Annotated in this window: 17 protein-coding genes; 5 read left to right on the plus strand and 12 right to left on the minus strand. The window is 45.5% G+C overall.

Annotated elements, in window-relative coordinates; translation table 11 throughout:
* Positions 1-545 precede the first annotated feature (545 nt).
* Positions 546-1970, plus strand: coding sequence for an aldehyde dehydrogenase family protein (locus FCL48_RS22000; protein ID WP_205747796.1), 1425 nt, complete (start codon positions 546-548; stop codon positions 1968-1970).
* 128 nt (positions 1971-2098) lie between these two features.
* Entirely contained in the window at positions 2099-3043 is a 945-nt protein-coding gene (gene mmuM, locus FCL48_RS22005; RefSeq protein ID WP_136875739.1) for a homocysteine S-methyltransferase, read from the plus strand.
* Between the two features lie 54 nt (positions 3044-3097).
* On the opposite strand, the gene FCL48_RS22010 is transcribed toward mmuM, so the two are convergent.
* The 6 genes from FCL48_RS22010 to FCL48_RS22035 form a co-directional block, all read right to left on the minus strand.
* On the minus strand, positions 3098-3859 hold the full coding sequence (locus FCL48_RS22010; RefSeq protein ID WP_136875741.1) for an ABC transporter ATP-binding protein: 762 nt from the start codon (positions 3857-3859) through the stop codon (positions 3098-3100).
* Positions 3856-4926 carry an iron ABC transporter permease gene (locus FCL48_RS22015; RefSeq protein WP_136875743.1) on the minus strand — a complete coding sequence of 357 codons (1071 nt, stop codon included), beginning with the start codon at positions 4924-4926 and terminating at the stop codon, positions 3856-3858. Before FCL48_RS22015 ends, FCL48_RS22010 begins: the two co-directional genes overlap by 4 nt.
* Positions 4926-6026: an iron ABC transporter substrate-binding protein gene (locus tag FCL48_RS22020; RefSeq protein ID WP_136875745.1), complete on the minus strand. Its 1101-nt coding sequence runs from the start codon at positions 6024-6026 to the stop codon at positions 4926-4928. The genes FCL48_RS22015 and FCL48_RS22020 overlap by 1 nt, the downstream gene beginning before the upstream one ends.
* 359 nt (positions 6027-6385) lie before the next feature.
* Positions 6386-8956: a transporter substrate-binding domain-containing protein gene (locus FCL48_RS22025; RefSeq protein ID WP_136875747.1), complete on the minus strand. Its 2571-nt coding sequence runs from the start codon at positions 8954-8956 to the stop codon at positions 6386-6388.
* Positions 8957-9314: 358 nt separating this feature from the next.
* Positions 9315-10295: a virulence protein RhuM/Fic/DOC family protein gene (gene rhuM / locus FCL48_RS22030; protein ID WP_136875749.1), complete on the minus strand. Its 981-nt coding sequence runs from the start codon at positions 10293-10295 to the stop codon at positions 9315-9317.
* Positions 10296-10916: 621 nt separating this feature from the next.
* A complete protein-coding gene (locus FCL48_RS22035) occupies positions 10917-11330 on the minus strand; it encodes a hypothetical protein (RefSeq protein ID WP_136875751.1) in 414 nt (137 codons plus the stop codon).
* 629 nt (positions 11331-11959) lie between these two features.
* Here FCL48_RS22035 and FCL48_RS22040 point away from each other — a divergent pair.
* The 3 genes from FCL48_RS22040 to FCL48_RS22050 all read left to right on the plus strand — a co-directional run bounded on the left by FCL48_RS22040 (position 11960) and on the right by FCL48_RS22050 (position 14363).
* The gene (locus tag FCL48_RS22040; protein ID WP_136875753.1) at positions 11960-12673 is read left to right on the plus strand and encodes a VWA domain-containing protein; all 714 of its coding nucleotides are present in this window, start codon (positions 11960-11962) and stop codon (positions 12671-12673) included.
* Between the two features lie 29 nt (positions 12674-12702).
* On the plus strand, positions 12703-13383 hold the full coding sequence (locus FCL48_RS22045; protein ID WP_136875755.1) for a DnaJ domain-containing protein: 681 nt from the start codon (positions 12703-12705) through the stop codon (positions 13381-13383).
* A gap of 146 nt (positions 13384-13529) precedes the next feature.
* Positions 13530-14363: a S1 RNA-binding domain-containing protein gene (locus FCL48_RS22050; protein ID WP_136875757.1), complete on the plus strand. Its 834-nt coding sequence runs from the start codon at positions 13530-13532 to the stop codon at positions 14361-14363.
* A gap of 74 nt (positions 14364-14437) precedes the next feature.
* Here the strand turns inward: FCL48_RS22050 and FCL48_RS22055 are convergent, their stop codons facing one another.
* From FCL48_RS22055 to FCL48_RS22080, 6 genes are all read right to left on the minus strand, one after another.
* The gene (locus FCL48_RS22055; RefSeq protein ID WP_136875759.1) at positions 14438-16495 is read right to left on the minus strand and encodes a CHASE2 domain-containing protein; all 2058 of its coding nucleotides are present in this window, start codon (positions 16493-16495) and stop codon (positions 14438-14440) included.
* 1 nt (position 16496) lies between these two features.
* Complete coding sequence (locus tag FCL48_RS22060; protein WP_169309329.1) at positions 16497-17099, minus strand: OmpA family protein; 603 nt, start codon at positions 17097-17099, stop codon at positions 16497-16499.
* A 35-nt stretch (positions 17100-17134) separates the two neighbouring features.
* The gene (locus tag FCL48_RS22065) at positions 17135-17590 is read right to left on the minus strand and encodes a FecR domain-containing protein (RefSeq protein WP_136875763.1); all 456 of its coding nucleotides are present in this window, start codon (positions 17588-17590) and stop codon (positions 17135-17137) included.
* A 240-nt stretch (positions 17591-17830) separates the two neighbouring features.
* Positions 17831-18568, minus strand: coding sequence for a GGDEF domain-containing protein (locus tag FCL48_RS22070; protein ID WP_136875765.1), 738 nt, complete (start codon positions 18566-18568; stop codon positions 17831-17833).
* Between the two features lie 336 nt (positions 18569-18904).
* On the minus strand, positions 18905-19990 hold the full coding sequence (msrB, locus tag FCL48_RS22075; protein ID WP_136875767.1) for a peptide-methionine (R)-S-oxide reductase MsrB: 1086 nt from the start codon (positions 19988-19990) through the stop codon (positions 18905-18907).
* 411 nt (positions 19991-20401) lie between these two features.
* A complete protein-coding gene (locus FCL48_RS22080; RefSeq protein WP_136875769.1) occupies positions 20402-20737 on the minus strand; it encodes a hypothetical protein in 336 nt (111 codons plus the stop codon).
* Between the last annotated feature and the right edge of the window lie 158 nt (positions 20738-20895).

Below are 20895 nucleotides of genomic sequence, written 5' to 3' on the forward strand. Positions count from 1 at the left end.
TGTTGATTGGGGATTTTTTTTATTCTATTATCGACTGGGATTACACGTAAAACAGTGCAAGGCAGGATGGGTACATATCCCCTTCTCCACCTCAGGCACAACAAGTTTTACGGCGGTCACAGCAAAGGGGATCCAGCCGTTCCCATTCCGAACATGGAAATTAACTCTCTCGGAGTCTCGCCCCGCCCCCTTACCTACCTCTCTCGGAGTCTCACTTCGCTTACTTACCTGGCGCCGATGGTAGTGCACGGGCGCTGCGCTCAAGAGTAGGTCATTGCCGTAGCCTTACACCAATTCCCATTCAACTAAACTGTTGATTGGGGATTTTTGTTTGTACATGCTCACTTCATTGCATACCTTTTTGTCAGGTGATATCAAAATGCCACCTGCGCCAAACTCTATTCGCCGTCAAACTCCAATGGCATTATTTAAAACCGGAACAGGCAATCACAAAATAATTTGTGGAAACACCACGCATAAGATAAGTATTGTTAGATCTATCATATTCAATCAGCATACCAGGAATGAAGACTATTGGAGAAACCATGAAAAAAGATTTATGGATAAATGGCCGGTGGGTACCAACAGAACAAACCCTCACCATACATAGCCCCTTTGATGGACATCTGGTCGGAGAAGTCAGTGTTGCGACTTCTTCTCAGGTCTCACTTGCAATAGATGCCGCTGAAAGAACTAGACCTGCTATGCGGGCCTTATCAGCATATGAACGGGGCGAAATCCTTGACAGGGTTGCAGAGCTCTTTGATAAGCGCCGGCATGAAGCTGCCGCTATTCTCTGTGCTGAGGCGGCCAAGCCCTTAAATGCGGCTCTCGCGGAGATAGACAGAACCGTACAGACCTATCACTTTGCAGCGGACGAAGCCCGTCGCTTAAGTGGAGAGATGATCCCTATTGACGCAGCTCCAGGCGGCAAAGGCCGATTTGGCTTTACCATCCAGGAACCACTTGGGATTATTGCTGCAATCACCCCATTCAATTTCCCATTTAACCTGGTGGCTCATAAGATAGGTCCCGCCTTTGCTGGTGGCAACACGGTAGTCCTCAAACCCGCCAGCCAGACGCCTTTTTCAGCCTTCTTTACCGCCGAATTATTTCACGATGCCGGCCTGCCTGCAGGAGCTCTCAACGTCGTCACAGGAAGTGGCGCTGTCGTTGGAGATGTCCTTGTAGAGGACGAAAGAATCGCCATGGTCACGTTTACCGGCAGTCCTCCCGTTGGAAAAGCCATTAAGGCAAAGGCTGGACTTAAAAAAGTGACCCTCGAGTTGGGTTCCAATTCAGCGGTCATCATTGATCAGGGCGTCGATATTGATACCCTGATCGATCGTTGCGTTGTCGGGGCCTTTTCCTTTCAGGGACAGGTCTGCATTTCTCTACAACGCATCTTTGTCCACAGCAGTCTCTATGCGGATCTCTGCCAGAAAATGGTGATCGCGACAAAAAAACTTAACGGCGGTCAGCCTGACAAGGCCACAACGGATTACTCTGCTCTCATCAGTGAAAAGGATGCAGACAGAGTTCAACAGTGGATCAAAACTGCCGAGGATGACGGCGCCACAGTTCTCTGTGGAGGTGAGCGAACCGGGAACATGGTCTCCCCTGCTATCCTCACCAACGTTGCCAAGGGACTAAAAGTGTCCTGCCAGGAAGTCTTTGGACCAGTTGTGGTTATCTGGCCCTTTGATGAACTCGGCGATGCCATAGACCAAGTCAACGACAGCGTTTATGGTCTACAGGCTGGAATCTATACCCCTCTTCTTGACAATGCACTGCACGCCGCAAAAAAACTGGAAGTTGGCGGGGTCATGATAAACGACATACCGACATTTAGAGTCGACCAGATGCCCTATGGCGGAGTTAAGGAGAGCGGAACCGGCCGTGAAGGACTTCATTATGCTGTCACTGAAATGACGGAAATGAAGTTAGTCGTTGTAAAGCCCAGCACATAAGGTTTATCATAATCCTTCTTTTGTTAAACACAGGCTTTTCAAGGTCAGGAGAACCATAAATATTCGTTTAACACGGGTTCAAAGGTCCTCCAACTTTACCAGATACACTCCTTTTACGGTAAACATAGATGAACCCTATCCAGGATATTTTAGATACCTACCCACTGATGATTCTTGATGGCGGGTTTTCCAGTGAGCTGGAACGCCGAGGCTACGACCTGAATGATCCCTTATGGTCGGCCAAGGTCCTTATAGAAAATCCTAAAGTCATCGGCGAGGTTCATGCCGATTATTTAAAAGCGGGAGCCGATTGTGTCATAACCGCCAGTTACCAGGCCAGCTACGAAGGCTTTATGAAACGTGGGCTCAATCAACAGCAGGCCCATGATCTCATTCAACTTTCCATTACCATTGCAACCACGGCAAGAGATGCCTTCTGGGCAAATTCTGCCAATCATGACAATCGACCAAAACCCCTGATAGCAGCATCAGTTGGGCCTTACGGCGCCTACCTGGCTGATGGCTCGGAGTATCGGGGCGATTACAACCTCTCAGAGTCAGAACTCAGCGCTTTTCACAAAAAAAGGTTGCAGACACTCATTGATGCAAGACCTGATATTCTGGCCTGCGAGACGATCCCCTGTCTGATGGAGGCAAAGGTTTTAGTTGAACTCCTCAAGGAAAACCCCAGCAGTTATTGCTGGCTCAGTTTCAGTGCCAAAGACGGTCTACACATCAGTAATGGTGAAAAAATGACAGATTGTGCCAAATGGCTCAATACCCAGGAGCAGGTGGCAGCAATTGGCATAAACTGCACGGCTCCAAAGCATATTGCATCCCTGATTACCGAAATCCGAAAAAACACGGACAAACCAATCATCATCTATCCGAATTCAGGTGAATGTTATAATCCTGAGGAAAAAACCTGGGACGGCAATGTTGCCCCTCTATCTTATGGAGAACGGGCACACAGCTGGTACAAGCAGGGGGCGCGAATCATTGGAGGCTGCTGCCGTACAACACCAGAGGATATCAGAGAAATATCTGCCTGGGCACGCAACCTACAACCGTGAAACATTCTTTGTTGTGGTGCCTGCGGCTGAAACGAACAGCCACCTCCCCGCCCGCTATAATGGCTGCTGGGGAATTATCACAGGACAGTTATCAATATTGTGGACTGAGACGGGCAGACCATAGACGTCTTCTATAATGTCAGAGGATATTGTATTGCGGTCACACTCTGCATAAATAGAGCCGTTACGCAGAAAACAGTAACGATCGGCATAACGCAGGGCGCTGTTCAGATCGTGCATGGTCATCACAGCTCCGATCTGCCTGGTGTCCACAATTTCTCTTACAATAGATAAGATACTGATCTGATTTCTTAAATCCAAAGCGCTGGTGGGCTCATCCAGAAGCAGCAGCCGTGGCTCCTGAACAAGCGCCCGGGCAATGGCGACTTTTTGTAGCTCTCCGCCGCTGAGCTCGTCTAAATAGCGCAGAGATAGTTTCGAAAGATCAAGCTGCATCAGAACCTCCTCCACAACTTGCAGATCATGGCTTGCAACATGCCATTTGATATACGGTTTTCGTCCCATCAGCACAGCATCAAAAACGGTCAGCCGGGTGGTTTCACTGTGCTGAGCGACATAGCCAATACTTAAGGCAACCTTATCCGGCGACATCTTCAGGATATTACGATCCTCAACCTGGATAGTTCCTGCAGCAGGGCAATGTATGTTGCCAATACATTTTAAAAGCGTTGTTTTCCCGGCACCATTGGGACCAAGAATGGCCAGCAGCTGACCTGGCTCCACAGCAAGATCTATTTTTTTAAGAATATCGGTGCCGTTATACGCAAAAACGAGGTCTTTTACAGATAAAATCATCGTGATCCTCTTCTTAAAATTATCCAGAAAAAAGCAGGCGCACCTATAAAGGCGGTTAACACAGAAACGGGCAACACATGGGGGGCAAGGAGCAATCGAGCAACGACATCAGAAACAAGGAGAAGGAAAGCTCCGACCAAAATACAAGCCGGCAGCAGAAATCTGTGATCCGATCCAATGATCTTACGAACCATGTGGGGCACGACCAGGCCGACAAAACCAATGATTCCAAGAAATGAAATAATTACTGCGGTAAGAATTGATGAAAGAAACATCCCTGTCAAACGTACTCGTTCAACCCTGACCCCAAGGCCTTTTGCGGTTTCATCTCCGACACTTATGGCATTATAATTCCAACTGTCAGCAAAAAAACAAATTAAACAAAACAGTGTCACAACGAAGATAAACATCAACTCCTGCGAACTTGCTCTGCCCGTGTCCCCAAAGGTCCAGAACACCATTGCCGCCAGTTGGGTGTCATCGGCAAAAAATTGTAAAAACATCGTTCCCGCAGTACAGAAGGCTCCAAGTGCTACTCCGGTAAGTATCATCACCTCCGCATTGGCTCCGCGTATTTTTGTTACACCAACGATGAGGGCAGAAGCAGCGATACTGCAGATAAACGCCGCAGCAGTGGTCATATAGAGATGAGTGATTGATACGTTTCCCGCACTGCTTGCGACAAGACCATCATTTCCCAGCAACATCACCGATAACGAAGCACCAAAGGCTGCAGCATGGGAGATGCCAAGGGTAAATGGTGATCCCAAAGGGTTCCTCAAAATGCATTGCATCACGGCTCCTGCAACAGCCAGCCCAGCTCCTGCAATGATGGCTGCCAACACCTGAGGCAAACGAATATTCCAGACAATCATCTCAACTTGCCTGCTGGTGTTGAAGCCAAGCAGACTTTTGGCAACAGCAAAAAAGGATATATCGGCGGTCCCAAGAGATATCGCGGCTATCGACGCAAGCACTAGACTTACCATCATGCAACATAAAAACAATATTTTACGGCTGATATACTGTCGATATTTAGCTGGTACATCAGCCGGATTAAGATTCATTATTCTGTCAGTTGTATCGGTTGGAAAACAAGATTCATAAACAGGCTGCTCATCTCTGCAAATACCGGTTTGCCTACAAGAAAACTGTAGATCTCATCTGCTTTTTCTGTTGGTTCGATATCTTCGAATCGATCCGGATAAATTAATTTTCCCAGAAAATAGGCGTTAGCCAGAATCGAACCATAGTTTGCGGCATACAAATTGTAGGGGAGCAACCCATATACCCGCTTCTTTTTAACTGCGGTCAACAGTTGATAGGCCGGATCAGTTTTTAATTCATGCAGGCCACCTCCCGCACCTTCAAGCTGTAATGTGGCAAGGTCAAGAAAAAGGTAGTCAGGATCCCAGACGATAATTTTTTCTTTGGAAATATTGGACCCACTCAACCCCCTTTTCACCGCAAACTCATCGAAGGCCAGGTTACGTGCATTTATAAAGGTAAAAGGTGGATATTGAGGCTCAGTAGACTGAAAGCCGTGAGGCCCCCTGGCTGCGACACCCCCGATATATGCAGAAGGCCTGTGGTCTGCATCAATTGATGCAGTGCGCTGCCTGAGATCGGCGATGGTCTCCTCAAAAAAGGTGATAACCTCTTGAGCACGTCTGTCTTTGCCTAAAAGGCTTCCCATCTGTCGAAGTGTCTCATACAACTGCGAGCAATTCTTTCCAAGATCGCCATAATCAAGAGCAACAACTGGAATGCCCGTTTTCTCCTGCAGTTCAACTGGATTATGCCCCATTAAGGGAAAGGTTTTAAAAATGAGATCCGGTTGCGGCACAAGATTGAGAATTTGCTCCGGATTGTCTTTCCCGCGAAATTCCCCAAAAACAGGCAGTTGTTTAAACTGTGGATTGGCCAGAGCGTACGGCCTGGCATCAAGTATCTTATGCCTTGTTTCAATATCGTCTACTCCAGCAATCCGGTCCTGGGCCTGCAGATAAGTAAGCAGTCTGAGACAACCCGGTCCGGAACATATGACATGGCCAACAGGTGCTCCGGGTTGGAGCAGCTCTCCATGGACGTCTGTAATCGACTGGGCAACTATTTCGCCGCAAAAGATTACAGGCAGACAGGCAAGAATGAAGACCTTTAAAAACATAGATACTCCTTTTTAAAGAAGGTAGTATGACGATATTTTATTTCGTGTTACTAGTAGTTAACATTTACACACAACGCGGTCAAGAAGTAATGTTACGTAATTTCATTTCGTGTTACCAAAGGTCCTCCGTGTCGTGCAGGACTGTTATGAAAATACGATAATTTTCTTACAGATAAGGTGATCGGCAACTTTACCGAGAGCGTTGCGACCAAGATATGGAAACATCAGGATATGCACATGGAGATTGGCGTTACGCCAATAATTTTATTGATAAAACTGTGAAGAAAAAAGCAACGGCTGCATGAACAAAACGCAAAAAACAGACACAATTTAACTTTCTAGTAAGATGGTAACACGGCTTAGCAGTCCTTTTTTTCTTCATTCAGTACTTTTCGAACAAGATCTGTTAGCACTTCTCTTTCAATAGGTTTCATGGCAAAGGCGTTAATTCCACAGACCTTTGCCTCCTCTTCTTCAAGTTGGCTGATAAATCCAGAACAAAGCACAATCGGTATATCTGATCGAATTTTTCGAATCCGCCGTGATAGTTCAAGTCCTGTTAACCCCGGCATTGTCTGATCGGTAATAACAAGATCAAAGCGGTACGGATCAGTCTGAAAAGCGTCAAGAGCGTCAAGACTGCTCGTTTTGCAAAACAGCTCATAACCCGACTGTTCAAGAATGATTTTGCCTATTTCTACAAGTAATTCTTCATCATCCACAAAAAGAATGCGCTCGTTGCCGCCCTGACGATCTGGCTCCCCTGCAGGTTGGGATTCATGGGACCTCGCTTCAGCATCCACGGGGATGAGGACCCTGAACACAGAACCTTCACCCTCTTTGCTCTCACAGCTGACAAAACCCCTGTATTTCTTGACAATACCGTGGATGATGGACAGTCCCATTCCACAACCACGGCCCATCTCTTTGGTGGTAAAATACGGGTCAAATATTTTGTTCTGGATCTCTGGTGCTATCCCTGAACCATTATCCGCCACAGCGAGCTCTATGAAGTCGCCGGACTTAACATCAGGCTGAGCAGTGAGGTCTTCGGCTGAAAAAACGACATTCTTCAATGATACGGTAAGAATACCACCGCTGTCTCCCATTGCATGATAGGCGTTGGTGGCAAGATTCATCAAAATCTGGTGGATCTGAGTCGGATCCGCCAGTATCATACCAGTTTGGGAATCTATATCCTGACGGATTTCAATTGTGGCCGGCAATGAGGAGCGGATCATTTTCAGGGTTTCTTTTACAACCTGAACAGGTTGGAAGCAAATACATTCCGGCACACTCTGGCGGCTAAAATCGAGAATCTGTTTAATAAGTTCTTTAGCCCTGCGACTTGCATTGATAACCTCGTCAATATCCGCTCTAACAGTGGATCCTGTGCGGCTATCTGCCTGAATCATTTCAGCATAACCAATAATAACACCCAGAATATTATTGAAGTCATGGGCAATCCCACCGGCAAGCTGTCCGATTGCCTCTATTTTGTGGAACTGGTTCATCTTTGCGTCAAGGGCGATCTTCTTTTCTTCTGCCTCTTTTATCTCAGTCAGATCAAGGCCAAAAGCCCAGTGTTGCTCTCCTGTTGCAATAAATCCCCAGGAAATATTTTTTCTGGACCCATCCTTACAAATAACGACGGTCTCCATCGGTTCAATTGCTGTCTTCGTATGAATGGCATGTATTACCTTTTTTTGCCACTCTTCCATCACCTCAGTACGGTATTTTTCGTCAGGATAAGCAAGTGGCCACAATTGGTTGACATCTAGAACATCAGCCATCGTATAACCGAACAATTTGGTAAACGTGGAGTTGATATATACAGCTTTCTGCTCGATTCCCTCAAACATATAAATGGCAAGAGGTGAGATTTCGACCATAACACGAAATTTTTTCTCACTCTCTTTCAACGCCTGTTCAGCACGTTTACGCTCTTCAATTTCCTGAAAAAGAGCATTCGTGCGAGTACGGACCACCCTGTTCAGCATACGAGTCCACAGCAGAAAAGAACAAACGATAACTAAAACAACAGCGGAAACAATGGCTATCAGGTTACGCAATTTTTCCTTGGAAATCCCAGGGGCTAACTGAAGGTGTATCCATTTATTACGAATAGTATTCCGTTCATCCTCCGTCAATAACGCCTGAGCCTTTTGCAAGATCCCACTTAATTCCGGCCAATCAGAGCGCACGGCAAATCCAGAAACATTAGGCGGATGCGTCTCCCCTGCCAGTTTTAAATTCGTAATACCCTCAGCCTCTAGAGTATGACTTGCTGTTGCCAGATCCCCCACGAAGGCATCAGCCATACCAAATGACACTTTTCGTAAAGCTGTTTTAAGGTTAGAGACCAAGTCAATTTCCAGATCCGGGTAATTCTGGCGAACCAGATCTACATAGCCATAGCCTCTAACCATGGCAACACGCATACCTTTGAGGCTATCGAGTGTCAACTCGTCAGAGACACTATTTCTGACAATAATGACTGAAGGAATAGTGAGATAGGGTGGTGGAAAATCAAGATAGGTTTCTCGTTCTGGAGTTCTAACAACAGCATTTAAAACGTCGACATCATGGTTTTTTATTCGCTTGACAACATCATCCCAACTGTTGCATTTAACAACTTCAAAGCTGATCCCCAGTTTTTGAGTGATAAGCTGTGTATAGTCCGCACCAATACCTGCGTATAGACCATTGCTGTCAAAAAATTCTATGGGCTGAAAATGAGGGTCGGGTGCCAGACGAATCACCGGATGTGCTTTAAGCCAGGATATTTCCTCTGGCGAGAGCGCTACACCATTTTTCTCTTCCTGTCCTAAAGCCTCGGTAACATCAATAGCTGTAGATTGAAAAAGTAGAGCGCAGATGATGATTTGTAGCAGGAGTCCTACATCAAAGAAAGAATTAATCTTTTTCACAATTATCCGTATTTCGATATCTCTTCGACACTGTTTTTAATCAGATCTATTTCCCATGGAATACAGACAATCCAAGACTAGTAGGATTTACCTGTACAGAAAGATCAACATGAGCTTTTTGGGGGCTGATGATTTACACTTCCAGGCATCACGAGTCAAGTGTAACCTCAGGTCAGATTCTGCACGTTTGAACCAATAAAACGTAGCACCTGCCAAGGGGAGAACAATTCAACCGTTTGCCTGAATTATATGCTTTTTAGATGTTTTATCATAGCTTTTTTAGTGGAATAATCGGTCGCCAATATATCAATAAAATAATACTAAACTTATGCCTTCACATGGAGGGAGACTCTCTCCGCTAATCACCTGAAAGGAGGTTGACGATCAAGTGGATCAATACATTTCGCTGGCCAGGGTCACTCGCAGCCGTCAGTAGCGTTAAGGCAACCAGTGCCTTATTATCAAATGTATTAATGCTGAGCCGCCCGTTTATCTTTAGAAACAGAAGAAAAAGAAAAGAACCGATCCGCTTATTACCGTCTGTAAAAGGATGGTCTTTAATCAAAAAGTAAAGAAGATTGGCCGCCTTCTCCTCAGTACTTGGATAGAGATCCTGCCCGCCAAAGGTCTGGTGGATTGCTCCGATGATCCCGGCAAGGCCATTATTACGCTCATTACCAAAGAGATCGGTCGCCCCCCCCTTGGTAAGTAACTCCTTTTTCAGGGAAGTGATAGCTGTTCTTACACCATCAAGATCAAGAATTTCACCTGAGACCTGTTTGATACCTGGAGACGGCAGATTATCTTCGTCATACTGCAATAACAGCTGCCAGGTTTTGGCGTACTGATTAACGATGCTCAGTACCGAAAGGCCCTCATCACTGACGAGTTTCTGGTCTTCCAGAGTATTCGTCAGCAATGCTAGAACCTGTTGCACTTCATGGATACCTTTTTCCGCCAGTCGACGCTGGCTGAGGGTATAGCCTTTGACGAGATGGTCTTTGAGTATGGAAGTCGCCCAGATACGGAACTGGGTACCGCGCTTTGAATTGACTCTGTAGCCTACCGAGATTATGGCATCAAGATTGAAATATTCAACATTATAAGTTTTCCCATCAGCAGCAGTTGTTGCATTTTTTGCAACAACTGCTTCCTTTGTTAATTCACCAGTCTCAAAGATATTTCTGAGATGCCTTGATATTACAGACTTATCTCTATCAAATACCTCTGACATTTGGTTTAAGGTCAACCAGACCGTTTCGCCTGCGAGACGGACATCTATCGATTGCTGGCCGTCATCTGCCTGGTACAATATTATATTACCGCGATCTGGTTGCATATTTTTATATTATCTATCTTATTTTTTGTTGCTGCAGTGTAAAATATCACCCCTCACCTGACTATTGGCAAGGAAATTAGGAAATCAGAGGATGTCAACATCAGGAGAAAGACATACATCTCAATCTTCTGGCGGAAACCACTCTCCTCAGAATCCTTATTGAAAGTATCACATTTCTTGGCATGGTTCTACCTGTTCGTTCCGTCCCCATATTTACTGAATTGTTCAGGGAGGATGCACTTGGTGCACAGCTGGCTAAATTAGTTGTACCGTTTTTTCCACAACCAATCTGGTTGTAGTCGTTGATGACAGATTTATCGGGGTTCAACGAAACAACCAGGAGGTGGTCCACTAGCAGCATCGGAACAAATTCAATCGTCCTCAACAATACCGAAAGCGTTGTATGGTGAGTATATCATGATCCATCAGCTGAGACGAGAAACTCAGCAGGCCGAGATAATACGAAGAATTACGGCTGAGGTTGTCATCAGCTTGGCTGAAGTTTGGAAACAAGTCTTTCTCTGTAGCAAAAACAATAGGTTCGTTATCGTTGTGCGGCCTGTCTCCCCATCTCTCGATATTTACTGCAAAGCAGGAGCCACAGAGAGGAAGCCACCTGCTCTATGTCACATCAACAACAAAGAACTTTTCAAAGTCTTCATCCTTGATGGAGTTGTCCTGCCTGTTCAGGCCGCTCTTTTTGCCACAACAAACATCAGGAGCCTGGTTTGATCTCTCCACATCCTTCTGATCAGCCGACATATCCAATTGCAGTCGATCGCTCACACACTCATCGACAAACTCTTTCAATGCTATTTTTACTATGGTGTGAAACTGGTCGACTGTTTTCTCTGAGCGGATTGCCAGGGGCAAACGGTTGATAAAATATTGTATCAGATCAGGTGATGGCGATGAGTAATCCTCAAAGAGGATAGCCTTGACCGCTGCAATATACTGCGAGGCAGCAGATGGAGTCAAAGCTTGACTCTGATCAGTGGAATCTTTTAACAGCTTTTTCGACGTGATAAGATCCATAGGGAACCCTCCTTTGTCTGGTTACCTGAAAAATCCGAGCAGTACGTACGACAGTATATGTCACTCCCATAACAATTAACGCAAAAATTCAGCCTTTAAAAGGGGAAACTACGATCAGAGGCCTGGAGTCGGCCTCCCTTGTGAATCAAGACACAACACCACCTCGCCCTGTCAGGCGTGCAGGAGCCGCCTCTCTCGAAATTGCAGGTAGATCTTGCCCTCTTGCCAGAATAATAATACGTTAGGAAATATCGTTAAATGTATGGGGCATCAGCGGATTTTATTACACGACATCAGTCGTGGCAAAAAGGGAGCAGTAATAAAAATGAGTTCCTCTACACCACGATATTACAAAAAAACACTGCAAAGGAGGCACTGCCTATTACCTGCTTCCCTGCTTGATTAAGGCCATTGTCTTCTGCTGCTATCTTCAGCACCCGTACAGGGCTGATTTGACGACATTTTCACGAAACAGGTGAATCTCTCCTCGGCTACATTTTGCCCTTTATGATTCACTGTTTATATTAGATACACGATCTGTGTTTTCACAGAGTGGTCGTTATTTCGACCTGTAATTTTATATGTTTTTTACGCCATTTCGATTTATTAACTGACAAGTAACTCAAAGTATGAAAGATAAAGACCTTACTTCCACTGCAAACAGCGGCAAAGCACTTGGAGAAAAATCATCTTCGACTGAAATAGCCTCATTTCTCAAGGCGGTCAGTAATGCAAGTCTTGCCAAGAGCGGACGACTGCTGTTCACACTCGATGCAACCAACAGTCGGCAGCCAACCTGGGACAGGGCTATGGACATTCAGGCTGCAATGTTCGATGCCGTAACCAAGGCCGGAGGCTTATCGGTGCAACTCGTTTATTTTCGAGGTTTTGACGAATGTCGTGCCTCCAAATGGGTTATTAATGCCGCTGCGCTCCGAAACCTGATGCTCAACATTAAATGTCGAGGTGGCCATACACAGATTGCGAAAATCCTCAATCACGCCTATCGTGAGACAACCAGAGAGAAAGTCGCGGCACTTGTTTTTATCGGTGATGCAATTGAAGAAAGTATCGATTCTCTCTGCCAGAAAGCAGGTGAACTTGGTTTAAAAGGAGTACGCTGTTTCTTTTTCCAGGAAGGACATGATGGTACAGCTGAAAATGGCTTTCGTGAGATGGCGAGGCTCACAGGAGGTGCCTATTTTCGGCTTGGACCAGATTCGGCTAAAGAACTAGCCGAACTGCTTGGAGCAGTGGCAATATATGCACAAGGTGGTATAAAAGCCCTGTCAAACAGCGATAAACACAAGGCAAGGTTACTCCTGCAGCAGATGGAGCAATAAGTTTTTACCTTTTTTGTCTGGATAGGTGAATGGGATTGTATATTATTTTATTTTTATTCATGGTGCTCCTGCTGTTCTGGCTGATCCTCACCCAGCCAGCCAAGAAGAGCGCCGCCTTTTTAACAAACATGGGGCCCCTGATTCTCATAACGACTGGAGCGATATTGACCCTGTTCAGGCGTGGTGTGGTTGGAATGCCTCTCATGTTTTTAGGCCTTTCCTGGTGGCGGCGCAATCGGTCGAGACGCCCCGTCGATCACCCCGGCGGACAAAAATCAACTGTCCGCTCAACATACCTTGAGATGGAACTTGACCATGATACAGGTGAGATCGACGGCAAAGTGCTGGCCGGTCGCCAGCAGGGAGCCCGGCTCTCAGCAATGAAAGAGGCCGACCTGTTCATGCTGTATCAGGAAATCAGTTCAGATGCAGACAGTGCCTCCCTGCTTGCTTCATTTCTCGATCGTTATCACCCCAATTGGCGCGATGATGTTGATCCTGATTCGGCCAGGCAGGAAAATGACACCTCTGGACTGAAAAACATGAGCAAACAGGAGGCCTACCAGATTCTTGGTCTGGAGCCCGGCGCAACCAGAGAGGAAATCCATCAGGCCTGGCGGCGACTCATAAAAGGAGTACACCCCGACCACGGAGGCTCCGCATTTTTAACCGCCAAGATAAATGCGGCCAAGGACGTCCTTCTTGACTAAACCCCAGAACATCAGTAGATGCTCTGCAAAAGGCAATACAAAGGGTAGTGCATCAAAGCTTCCCCCATGGCTCCATTAATTTTTCCTTAAAAACAATGTAAAACCAGTCTTACAATCAAATAACGTAAGAGATATATAGAGGCAAAATGGTACAGATAGGCAAGATAAACCGGCTCTTGATAAAAGAGATTTATGAAAATGGCATTCTCTTATCGGGCGGTGAGGCCGGTGATGTTCTTTTAAAAAGCACACCGTCTGGCAAAAGATATCTGAAAGATGACACCATAGATGTCTTTGTTTATGTCGATAAACAACAACAGCTGATGGCAACGGTTCACAGACCAACGGTTCTGGTTGGAGAATGTGCCACTCTCACCGTCGTTTCAACGTCTCCGGCTGGTGCTTTTCTTGGATGGGGGCTTGAAGACGATCTTTTTGTACCAAAAGGTGAGCAGCAAAACAGTATGAGAAAAGGCAATGCCTATGTTGTTTATGTGTATCTGAGTGAAAAGACACACCGCATTACAGCCTCGTCGAAACTTGATAAATTTCTTGGTCGCAGGCTTCCTGAATTTAAGGAGGGCGACAAGGTCGATCTGCTTGTTTATGCACACACAGATCTTGGTTACAGCGCCGTTGTCAATGGCTCTCATATAGGTGTGATTTACAGCAATGAAGTCTTTCAAAAAATTGCCATAGGCCAGCGACTTGAAGGTTACGTCAAGAAAATACGTGATGATCTGAAAATTGATCTGCGCCTGCAGCCGAGAGGGTATCAGCAGGTTGATGACATATCCCAGGACATCCTTGAGACACTGAAAAAAAATGATGGCAGCGTCGCCCTCAGCGATAAAAGCCCACCGGAAGAGATCTACACCACATTTGGCGTCAGTAAAAAAACCTTTAAAAAAGCAGTGGGATCCCTCTACAAACAGAAACTGATACAAATCAGTTCAGATGGTATCAAACTCGTCAGTTAAAGAACGGAATTGATCTTTGATGCAGAACGGCCACACTGATTGAGTCTGAAAGTAAGGCAGATCTTAAAAGACTGTCACTCCTCTTCCTTCAATAAGGCCTCACGTTGACTTTCAGAATCGGAAAAATCAAGGGCAATCTGTATAAAACGCTCTTCAATCGCCAGAAAGGCATCAACCACATCGGGATCAAAATGAGACCCACGACCATTCATGATGATGGTTCGGGATGTCTTATGACTAAAGGCCTTTTTATATACCCGTTCACTGATAAGGGCGTCGTAAACGTCTGCCAGGGCCATTAACCTTGCGGGAAGTGGTATCTCCTCTCCGACCAGCCCCTCAGGGTAGCCGGAGCCATCCCATTTTTCCTGATGAAAATTCGCAATTTCCCGGGCTATCTGAACAAACGGGGTACTGCCGATTTTCCTCTCAATCCCTTTAAAAACCTCTGCACCAAACTCCGCATGTCGTTTCATGTCCACAAACTCATCGTCAGTCAGTCTGCCCGGTTTGAGTAAGATATTATCAGCTATTCCTATTTTACCGATATCATGGAGAGGAGCGGCCTTAAACATGACATCAATAATCACGTCATTGAGTTGATCCGCATATTTTTTCCTGGCGGACAAATACGTTGCCAACTCTTTTACATAATGCTGGGTTCTTCGAATATGACCGCCAGTCTCAGGATCGCGGTATTCGGCAAGTGCGCAAAAACCGTCGATAGTGGCCTCCTGGCTTTCCTGGTACTGTTTTGTACGTTTTTTATTCGCGACCTTTTCCCGCCAGAACTTCAGGGTTGAAAGAAGAAAAAGATTCACAAGCATTGTCATGATTGCAGGCACTGCAGATATAATGATGCCCTGGTCATCCATGGCAAGTTGTGACCCGCTAAGGAGCACAACGGATGCACCAATTAATATGAGTGGTCCGACAAATGGTTTCGTCCACATCATGAAAAAGTATAAGAACAAACCAGCAAAAAAGGCAGTAACAGCTTCAAGGAGATTTGCCCAATAATGCCTGAGTAGAAAGTCTCCCTGAAGAATATTGTCAGCTATGACGGTATGGATCTCCACCCCAGGCATCACTGCGTCAAAGGGAGTGGAACGAATATCATTGAGACCTATAGCTGAAGAACCTATGAATACAATTTTGTCCCTGAAAAGACCTTTATCAACATTCTCATTGAGGATTGACTGTGCTGAAATATAGGGATAGGTGCGGCTAGGCCCACGGAATCGCAGATACATTTGCCCTGAGTTGTCCAGTTGGATATTTTTCTGGGGCATCTTCAGGAGAAACCCATCCTCTTGCTGCTCGACGATAAGTTGATTCTTGCCCATGGCGGTGAGGATTGTTTCAAGGGCAAGAGCGGGATAGATGTTTTCTTTATAGGAAAGTAACAGGGGAATCTTGCGAAAAACCCCATCATCATCGGGCCGGGCATTATAAAAACCCGTTGTAGCGGCCTTGGCAAGAATCTCAATATTACAGGTGGCTCCTTGAGCGTTTAACAGTCTACTGATAAAGGTGTTTCTCTCCCCTTTGGAGACGATGGCAACATTGGGTGCTGGAAGATAACACTCTGATTCCTGCACATCTTTTTGGAAATGAAAATAATTTCCAAGAACTACGGGGTTGTCGCGCAAAACATTCGCGAGAATCGCATCATTGTCCTGTAGGGCTTCAGGTATACCATCAAGGGACAGGGAAACCTGTAAATCCCGCTCAATGGCCTGTTGAAGATTTTTGGGAGAAGTCCTGTCGTGCTCTGGAAAAACCATGTCAAGAGCCACAGCCGCAACACCCCAGCTCTGCAGTTTTGCCAACAACAGGGCTATTCTATAGCGGGGCCAGGGCCATTGACCAAATTGGCCGAGACTTTGTTCATCAATATCGACGATCAAAAGGGAGGAGGATGGTGGCACCGTGTCTAATTTTTTGATTTGTATATCATAGACAATGGCCTTTATACGTTCTAGAAAGACCGGATTAGTGTAGGTAAAAGCACCTGCCAGAAGGGAAACAATAAAGCCGGTAAAGAGAATATAGCGATTCATTCGCCTGGAGGAATCTATTTCCAACTCCACCCAGGAACGTGGCTTTGCTCGAAACAATGACCTTAACATGCTAACGAATCTCTAACTCGACCCGGCGATTGACACTTTCATCCACATTGTCGCCACTTTTCACCAGGGGATCACTTTCACCATATGAGATTGTCTCAATACATTCTGCGGCAACACCAGCAGCCACTAACATCGATTTTACCACCTCAGCTCTCTGGCTGGAAAGCCTTACATTATACTCTTCATCTCCAACAGAATCAGAATGACCTATTGAGACTACATCACAGGATTTTTTAGCCTCAATCTTCTGCACCGCTAAACTGACTTTTCCAAGTGACTCTTCATTGAGTTCTACTGATCCGCTTTGAAAATAAAAAATGAACTGGCTGAGATATTCAGGTTCATTGCGCAGTGTCTCCTTGAGAGACTCCGGTAATGACTCCATGGTTATAATATCACTTCCGCGAGAAAGAATGGAGACGGGATAGGTGTTTATGCTCTCCATGGGCTTTTCCAGCAGGTGGCTGGATCCTATTTTAGGTGTAACGGTTACCTTACCCACAGCACCATCTGGATCGGGGACAAGCACAACCATTGTTTTACTGCAGGCAGAGACGAATAACAGCAGGAAAAAGCAGAGACTCAGGATTCGAGACGAGATCATATGGCTCCCCATAGCTCAATTGTGTGTAACTGAAATTAATCCACATTGATAAGAATTTTTGTTCCACGCAGCCCAAGATAAGCTGTAGGTGTCTCAATACGTACAGATTCAGGATTGATTCTGCCTATTGCCCCGGAAATATAGGAGGCTGCACCTTTTTTCATTTTTGAAATAAAGGAGGTCGATTTCTCAACAGGATTAAAAATATACTCAGAAACGGTGAATTCTGATGAGGGTCCAAGGGTAAGCATAGCCCCATCTCTGAAGATGATGCTCAAGTTGCCTGCTTTTCCCGTTTCCAGAATATCATTTGCGAATACCTCACTCCCAGCACGAGCGGCTATAACCGTGGTATCTCTTCGTATATCAGCTTCAGGTTGGGATGTTTTTATTTTTCCGATACGCTCAGTTTGGTTGGCCAGAGCGATTGAAACACCTACAATAAAGATGCAACACAGCTGCAACAACAACGATATTTTTAATTTTTCCATAAATATCTCCACTTTTGTTATGGCCAATCCAGACTCAACAGCACTTCGATACAGTATCTACACATAAACATTTATTCAGTTAGGTACAAGCTGTGAAAAGCCGAGAGATCAGGCAGGAAAGGAGCACTTCTCATGCTAGGATGGTAGAGCAGAGAGAGCCCTGCAAACAAGAGGAGATAAAACTGCACAGCACGGGGGACAAAAAACGTTATCCGTTGATTGCAGTGGAAAAAGCACAGCCTATTTATTCCCCTTCAATTTTTGCTGGTACATTGCACTGTCTGCCAGATCCATGGTGTCCTGTACATCCCGGCCAGGCTCAATGGCCACGATACCATAGGACATGCCCACCTCCAGTGGATTCCCCTCCCAGAGCACAGGATTCTCTTTCAAGTCTTTGGCCAACCGGCCCGTCATAGTGTTTGCCGCCTCACGATGGGTATGCGACAAAATAAGCCCAAATTCATCCCCCCCTAATCTCCCCACAATATCAGTTTCACGGACACTGTCCATAAGCCTTGCGGAAAACTCCGACAACAAATAGTCCCCAGCACTGTGTCCATAGGTATCGTTTACCGACTTAAAATTATCAAGATCAATATACACCAATGAGGCATCACTGTTGTATCTCTCTACTGTGGCCTGCAGACGGGTCAACTCACGAACAAAGGCCCGACGGTTATAGATAGGAAGCAGAACATCCTGGTCTGCCAGTGCTTCCGTTGCCGCCAGGCGTTTACTCATACCATCCATGGAGCGGCGAAGGTTGTCCACCTCCTGCATCAGGGTTAAAATGGCCTCACGTACTTTTGGCGTCAATTCCGCTTCAGGAATCCCCATTATAGTGGTTGTATCGGTGATTGTGCGGGCAGGTGCCACTGAGGCATCGGCATACGCTTTGGCTGCGGTCGCCGCCGAAGTACTGTTCGTCGCACTCGTTCCCGTTGAACGGTGACTACTGGATTTACGAATTTTCATGAACGGCCCCGAGATACAGATATAAATTTACAAAAAATCCTGATGAACGTGAACATCTATCAGATTTTAAAAGACACTGAGATTATTTTCAACTCCCAGCCCTCTCATTTTCTCCTGTTGAGAAATTATTTCAATACAGGTTGTTATCTAAATTCAATATTTCAATAATTCTACAACTGATATCAACATCATAGAAACCAGAAGCCAGAATTGCACAGGAAAAATGAAAGAAAATAGTTTCACAAGGTAAAAGAGAAATTCAAATAAAAAAAGCACTATTTACGATAAAATAGTGCTCTCTACAAATTTTAACTTCAGGAGCCGATACAATTCCTGCTACCTAAAATCTTTCGCGAGTTCCCCCAGGCCGGCTTCCTCTAATTTTTCAGCTGGTATAAAACGAAGGGCCGCAGAGTTGATACAGTACCTGAGCCCATCAGGAGCCGGGCCATCTTCAAAGACGTGCCCCAGATGCGAGTTTCCCTTTTTGCTCCGGACCTCGGTTCTCACAGAAAAAAGTGAAACATCTTCTTTTTCCACAATATTTTCTTTGACCAGAGGACGGGAAAAACTTGGCCAGCCTGTTTTTGAGTCATACTTGTCCAGAGAACTGAAAAGTGGCTCACCAGAGACAATATCCACATAGACTCCAGACTTTTTATTGTTCCAATATTCATTATTGTACGGTGCTTCTGTTCCATTTTCCTGAGTCACGTGGAACTGTAAAGGAGTCAGCTTTTCTTTTAACCCATTGTTATCTGGGGTGTTTCGTTTCGTCACCTTTTCATCTCCCCATATCTTTGTAAGAAACTGGTCTCTACCTGAACGGGATCTGTAATACTTGTATCTGATCGGATTTTTCTTGTAATAGTCCTGATGATACTGTTCAGCCGGGTAGAAAGGAACCGCTGCCATAATTGGGGTTATTACAGGTTTATTAAACACACCACTTTTCCCCAAGGCCATTTTCGACGCTTCCGCAATCCGCCTCTCCTCAGCATCGTTTACAAAGATTGCTGTGGTATAACCATGGCCGCGATCAACAAACTGTCCCCCGGCATCGGTCGGGTTAACCTGTCTCCAGTAAATATCAAGCAGCTCATTATAGGTTATAATCATTGGATTATAGGAAACTTCGACGACCTCGATATGCCCCCCCTTCATATAGTTGCTGTAACTGGGATGCGCAGTATCGCCCCCCGCATATCCTGAAACCACGGCAACAACGCCTTCACGTTCTTCAAAAGGTTTTTCCATGCACCAGAAACAGCCTCCGGCAAACACCGCTTTTGCAAGAGTACCATCTGTCCCCTTCATCATAGCCGTCTCTTTGCCCGGCTGAGATTCATTTACATTCTTTGCGATCACTGTGCCAACCACAATAAACGCCATACAAAATAGTATGATGAGAAAAGATTTCATGCGTCACCTCCCTGAATACCTGTTAGAACCACTTACCCCGGACCGGTAATGTCGCATACGGTTATTTTTCAATTGTGCTGATATAGGTTCCCGACTGTTGAAGTGTTTGTTCCATGAAGCCAATATCAGTCTTGCCCGTATCAAAAACAACCGTGTTAATTTCCCGCCCATGACTCCAACCCTTTTCAACCACTATAATGCCGGGCTGCCCTTCCAGGGCAGCTTTACCAACGTCATATCAGCCGACCTCAAAAACCGCCTTCTGTCGTTCAGCAAGAGCTGAAAAAGAGCTCAACAAAACTGAAAACAGGCTGACGACAAGCATAAAAACTATTTTATTGCGTAATTTCATAGTATTCCCTGCCCTTTCTTGAATTTGTATGAGTTGACTTAACGCAGATCCCCACCAAGCTATTCCATGGGTTTCATGTCAGCTTCCATTGGAGTCTCTACACTACTCTCCATTGGGACCATTTCATTTTCCATTGCAGGTTTCATCGTATCCATGGGCTCTTGAACTGTAACATTCATGGTATCCATACTATGATTCATTTCAGTTGCCGCAGGCTTGTTCCTATCCTCTGCCATCTTTTTGCTCGATTTATCCATGGGTTCTGTCTTCATCATCGTCGAGTCATGCTTCATGCCATCTGCCATTGCCATTTTATCGTGTCCCGTACAACCTGATAAGCCAATAACAGCCAGAAAGAGGGTACCTGTCAAAAGATTCAATTGAGAGCGTTTCATTGTCTGTCCTCCGAAAAATAATAATCGTGAATGTTACAAGAGGCCTATTCCTCTTATCGATTACAATGGGGACGCAATGTAAAAGGCGATTAAAAGGTGTGTAAAGATTGTGTAAAGGGGAAAACGTAGTTGCTTTTTTACAACAACTACTAGTTCAT

Origin of the sequence: Desulforhopalus sp. IMCC35007 (assembly GCF_005116575.1) — a bacterium.
GTDB lineage: Bacteria > Desulfobacterota > Desulfobulbia > Desulfobulbales > Desulfocapsaceae > Desulforhopalus_A.

Bases quoted from the DNA above. Each gene is read 5' to 3' on its own strand.
- FCL48_RS22060 (WP_169309329.1), bottom strand. From the start codon at position 17,099: ATGATCTCGTCTCGAATCCTGAGTCTCTGCTTTTTCCTGCTGTTATTC.
- FCL48_RS22010 (WP_136875741.1), bottom strand. From the start codon at position 3,859: ATGATTTTATCTGTAAAAGACCTCGTTTTTGCGTATAACGGCACCGAT.
- rhuM (WP_136875749.1), bottom strand. From the start codon at position 10,295: ATGCAACCAGATCGCGGTAATATAATATTGTACCAGGCAGATGACGGC.
- msrB (WP_136875767.1), bottom strand. From the start codon at position 19,990: ATGAAATCTTTTCTCATCATACTATTTTGTATGGCGTTTATTGTGGTT.
- FCL48_RS22045 (WP_136875755.1), top strand. From the start codon at position 12,703: ATGGGATTGTATATTATTTTATTTTTATTCATGGTGCTCCTGCTGTTC.
- FCL48_RS22070 (WP_136875765.1), bottom strand. From the start codon at position 18,568: ATGAAAATTCGTAAATCCAGTAGTCACCGTTCAACGGGAACGAGTGCG.
- FCL48_RS22080 (WP_136875769.1), bottom strand. From the start codon at position 20,737: ATGAAACGCTCTCAATTGAATCTTTTGACAGGTACCCTCTTTCTGGCT.
- FCL48_RS22035 (WP_136875751.1), bottom strand. From the start codon at position 11,330: ATGGATCTTATCACGTCGAAAAAGCTGTTAAAAGATTCCACTGATCAG.
- FCL48_RS22000 (WP_205747796.1), top strand. From the start codon at position 546: ATGAAAAAAGATTTATGGATAAATGGCCGGTGGGTACCAACAGAACAA.
- FCL48_RS22015 (WP_136875743.1), bottom strand. From the start codon at position 4,926: ATGAATCTTAATCCGGCTGATGTACCAGCTAAATATCGACAGTATATC.
- FCL48_RS22055 (WP_136875759.1), bottom strand. From the start codon at position 16,495: ATGTTAAGGTCATTGTTTCGAGCAAAGCCACGTTCCTGGGTGGAGTTG.
- mmuM (WP_136875739.1), top strand. From the start codon at position 2,099: ATGAACCCTATCCAGGATATTTTAGATACCTACCCACTGATGATTCTT.
- FCL48_RS22050 (WP_136875757.1), top strand. From the start codon at position 13,530: ATGGTACAGATAGGCAAGATAAACCGGCTCTTGATAAAAGAGATTTAT.
- FCL48_RS22040 (WP_136875753.1), top strand. From the start codon at position 11,960: ATGAAAGATAAAGACCTTACTTCCACTGCAAACAGCGGCAAAGCACTT.
- FCL48_RS22065 (WP_136875763.1), bottom strand. From the start codon at position 17,590: ATGGAAAAATTAAAAATATCGTTGTTGTTGCAGCTGTGTTGCATCTTT.
- FCL48_RS22020 (WP_136875745.1), bottom strand. From the start codon at position 6,026: ATGTTTTTAAAGGTCTTCATTCTTGCCTGTCTGCCTGTAATCTTTTGC.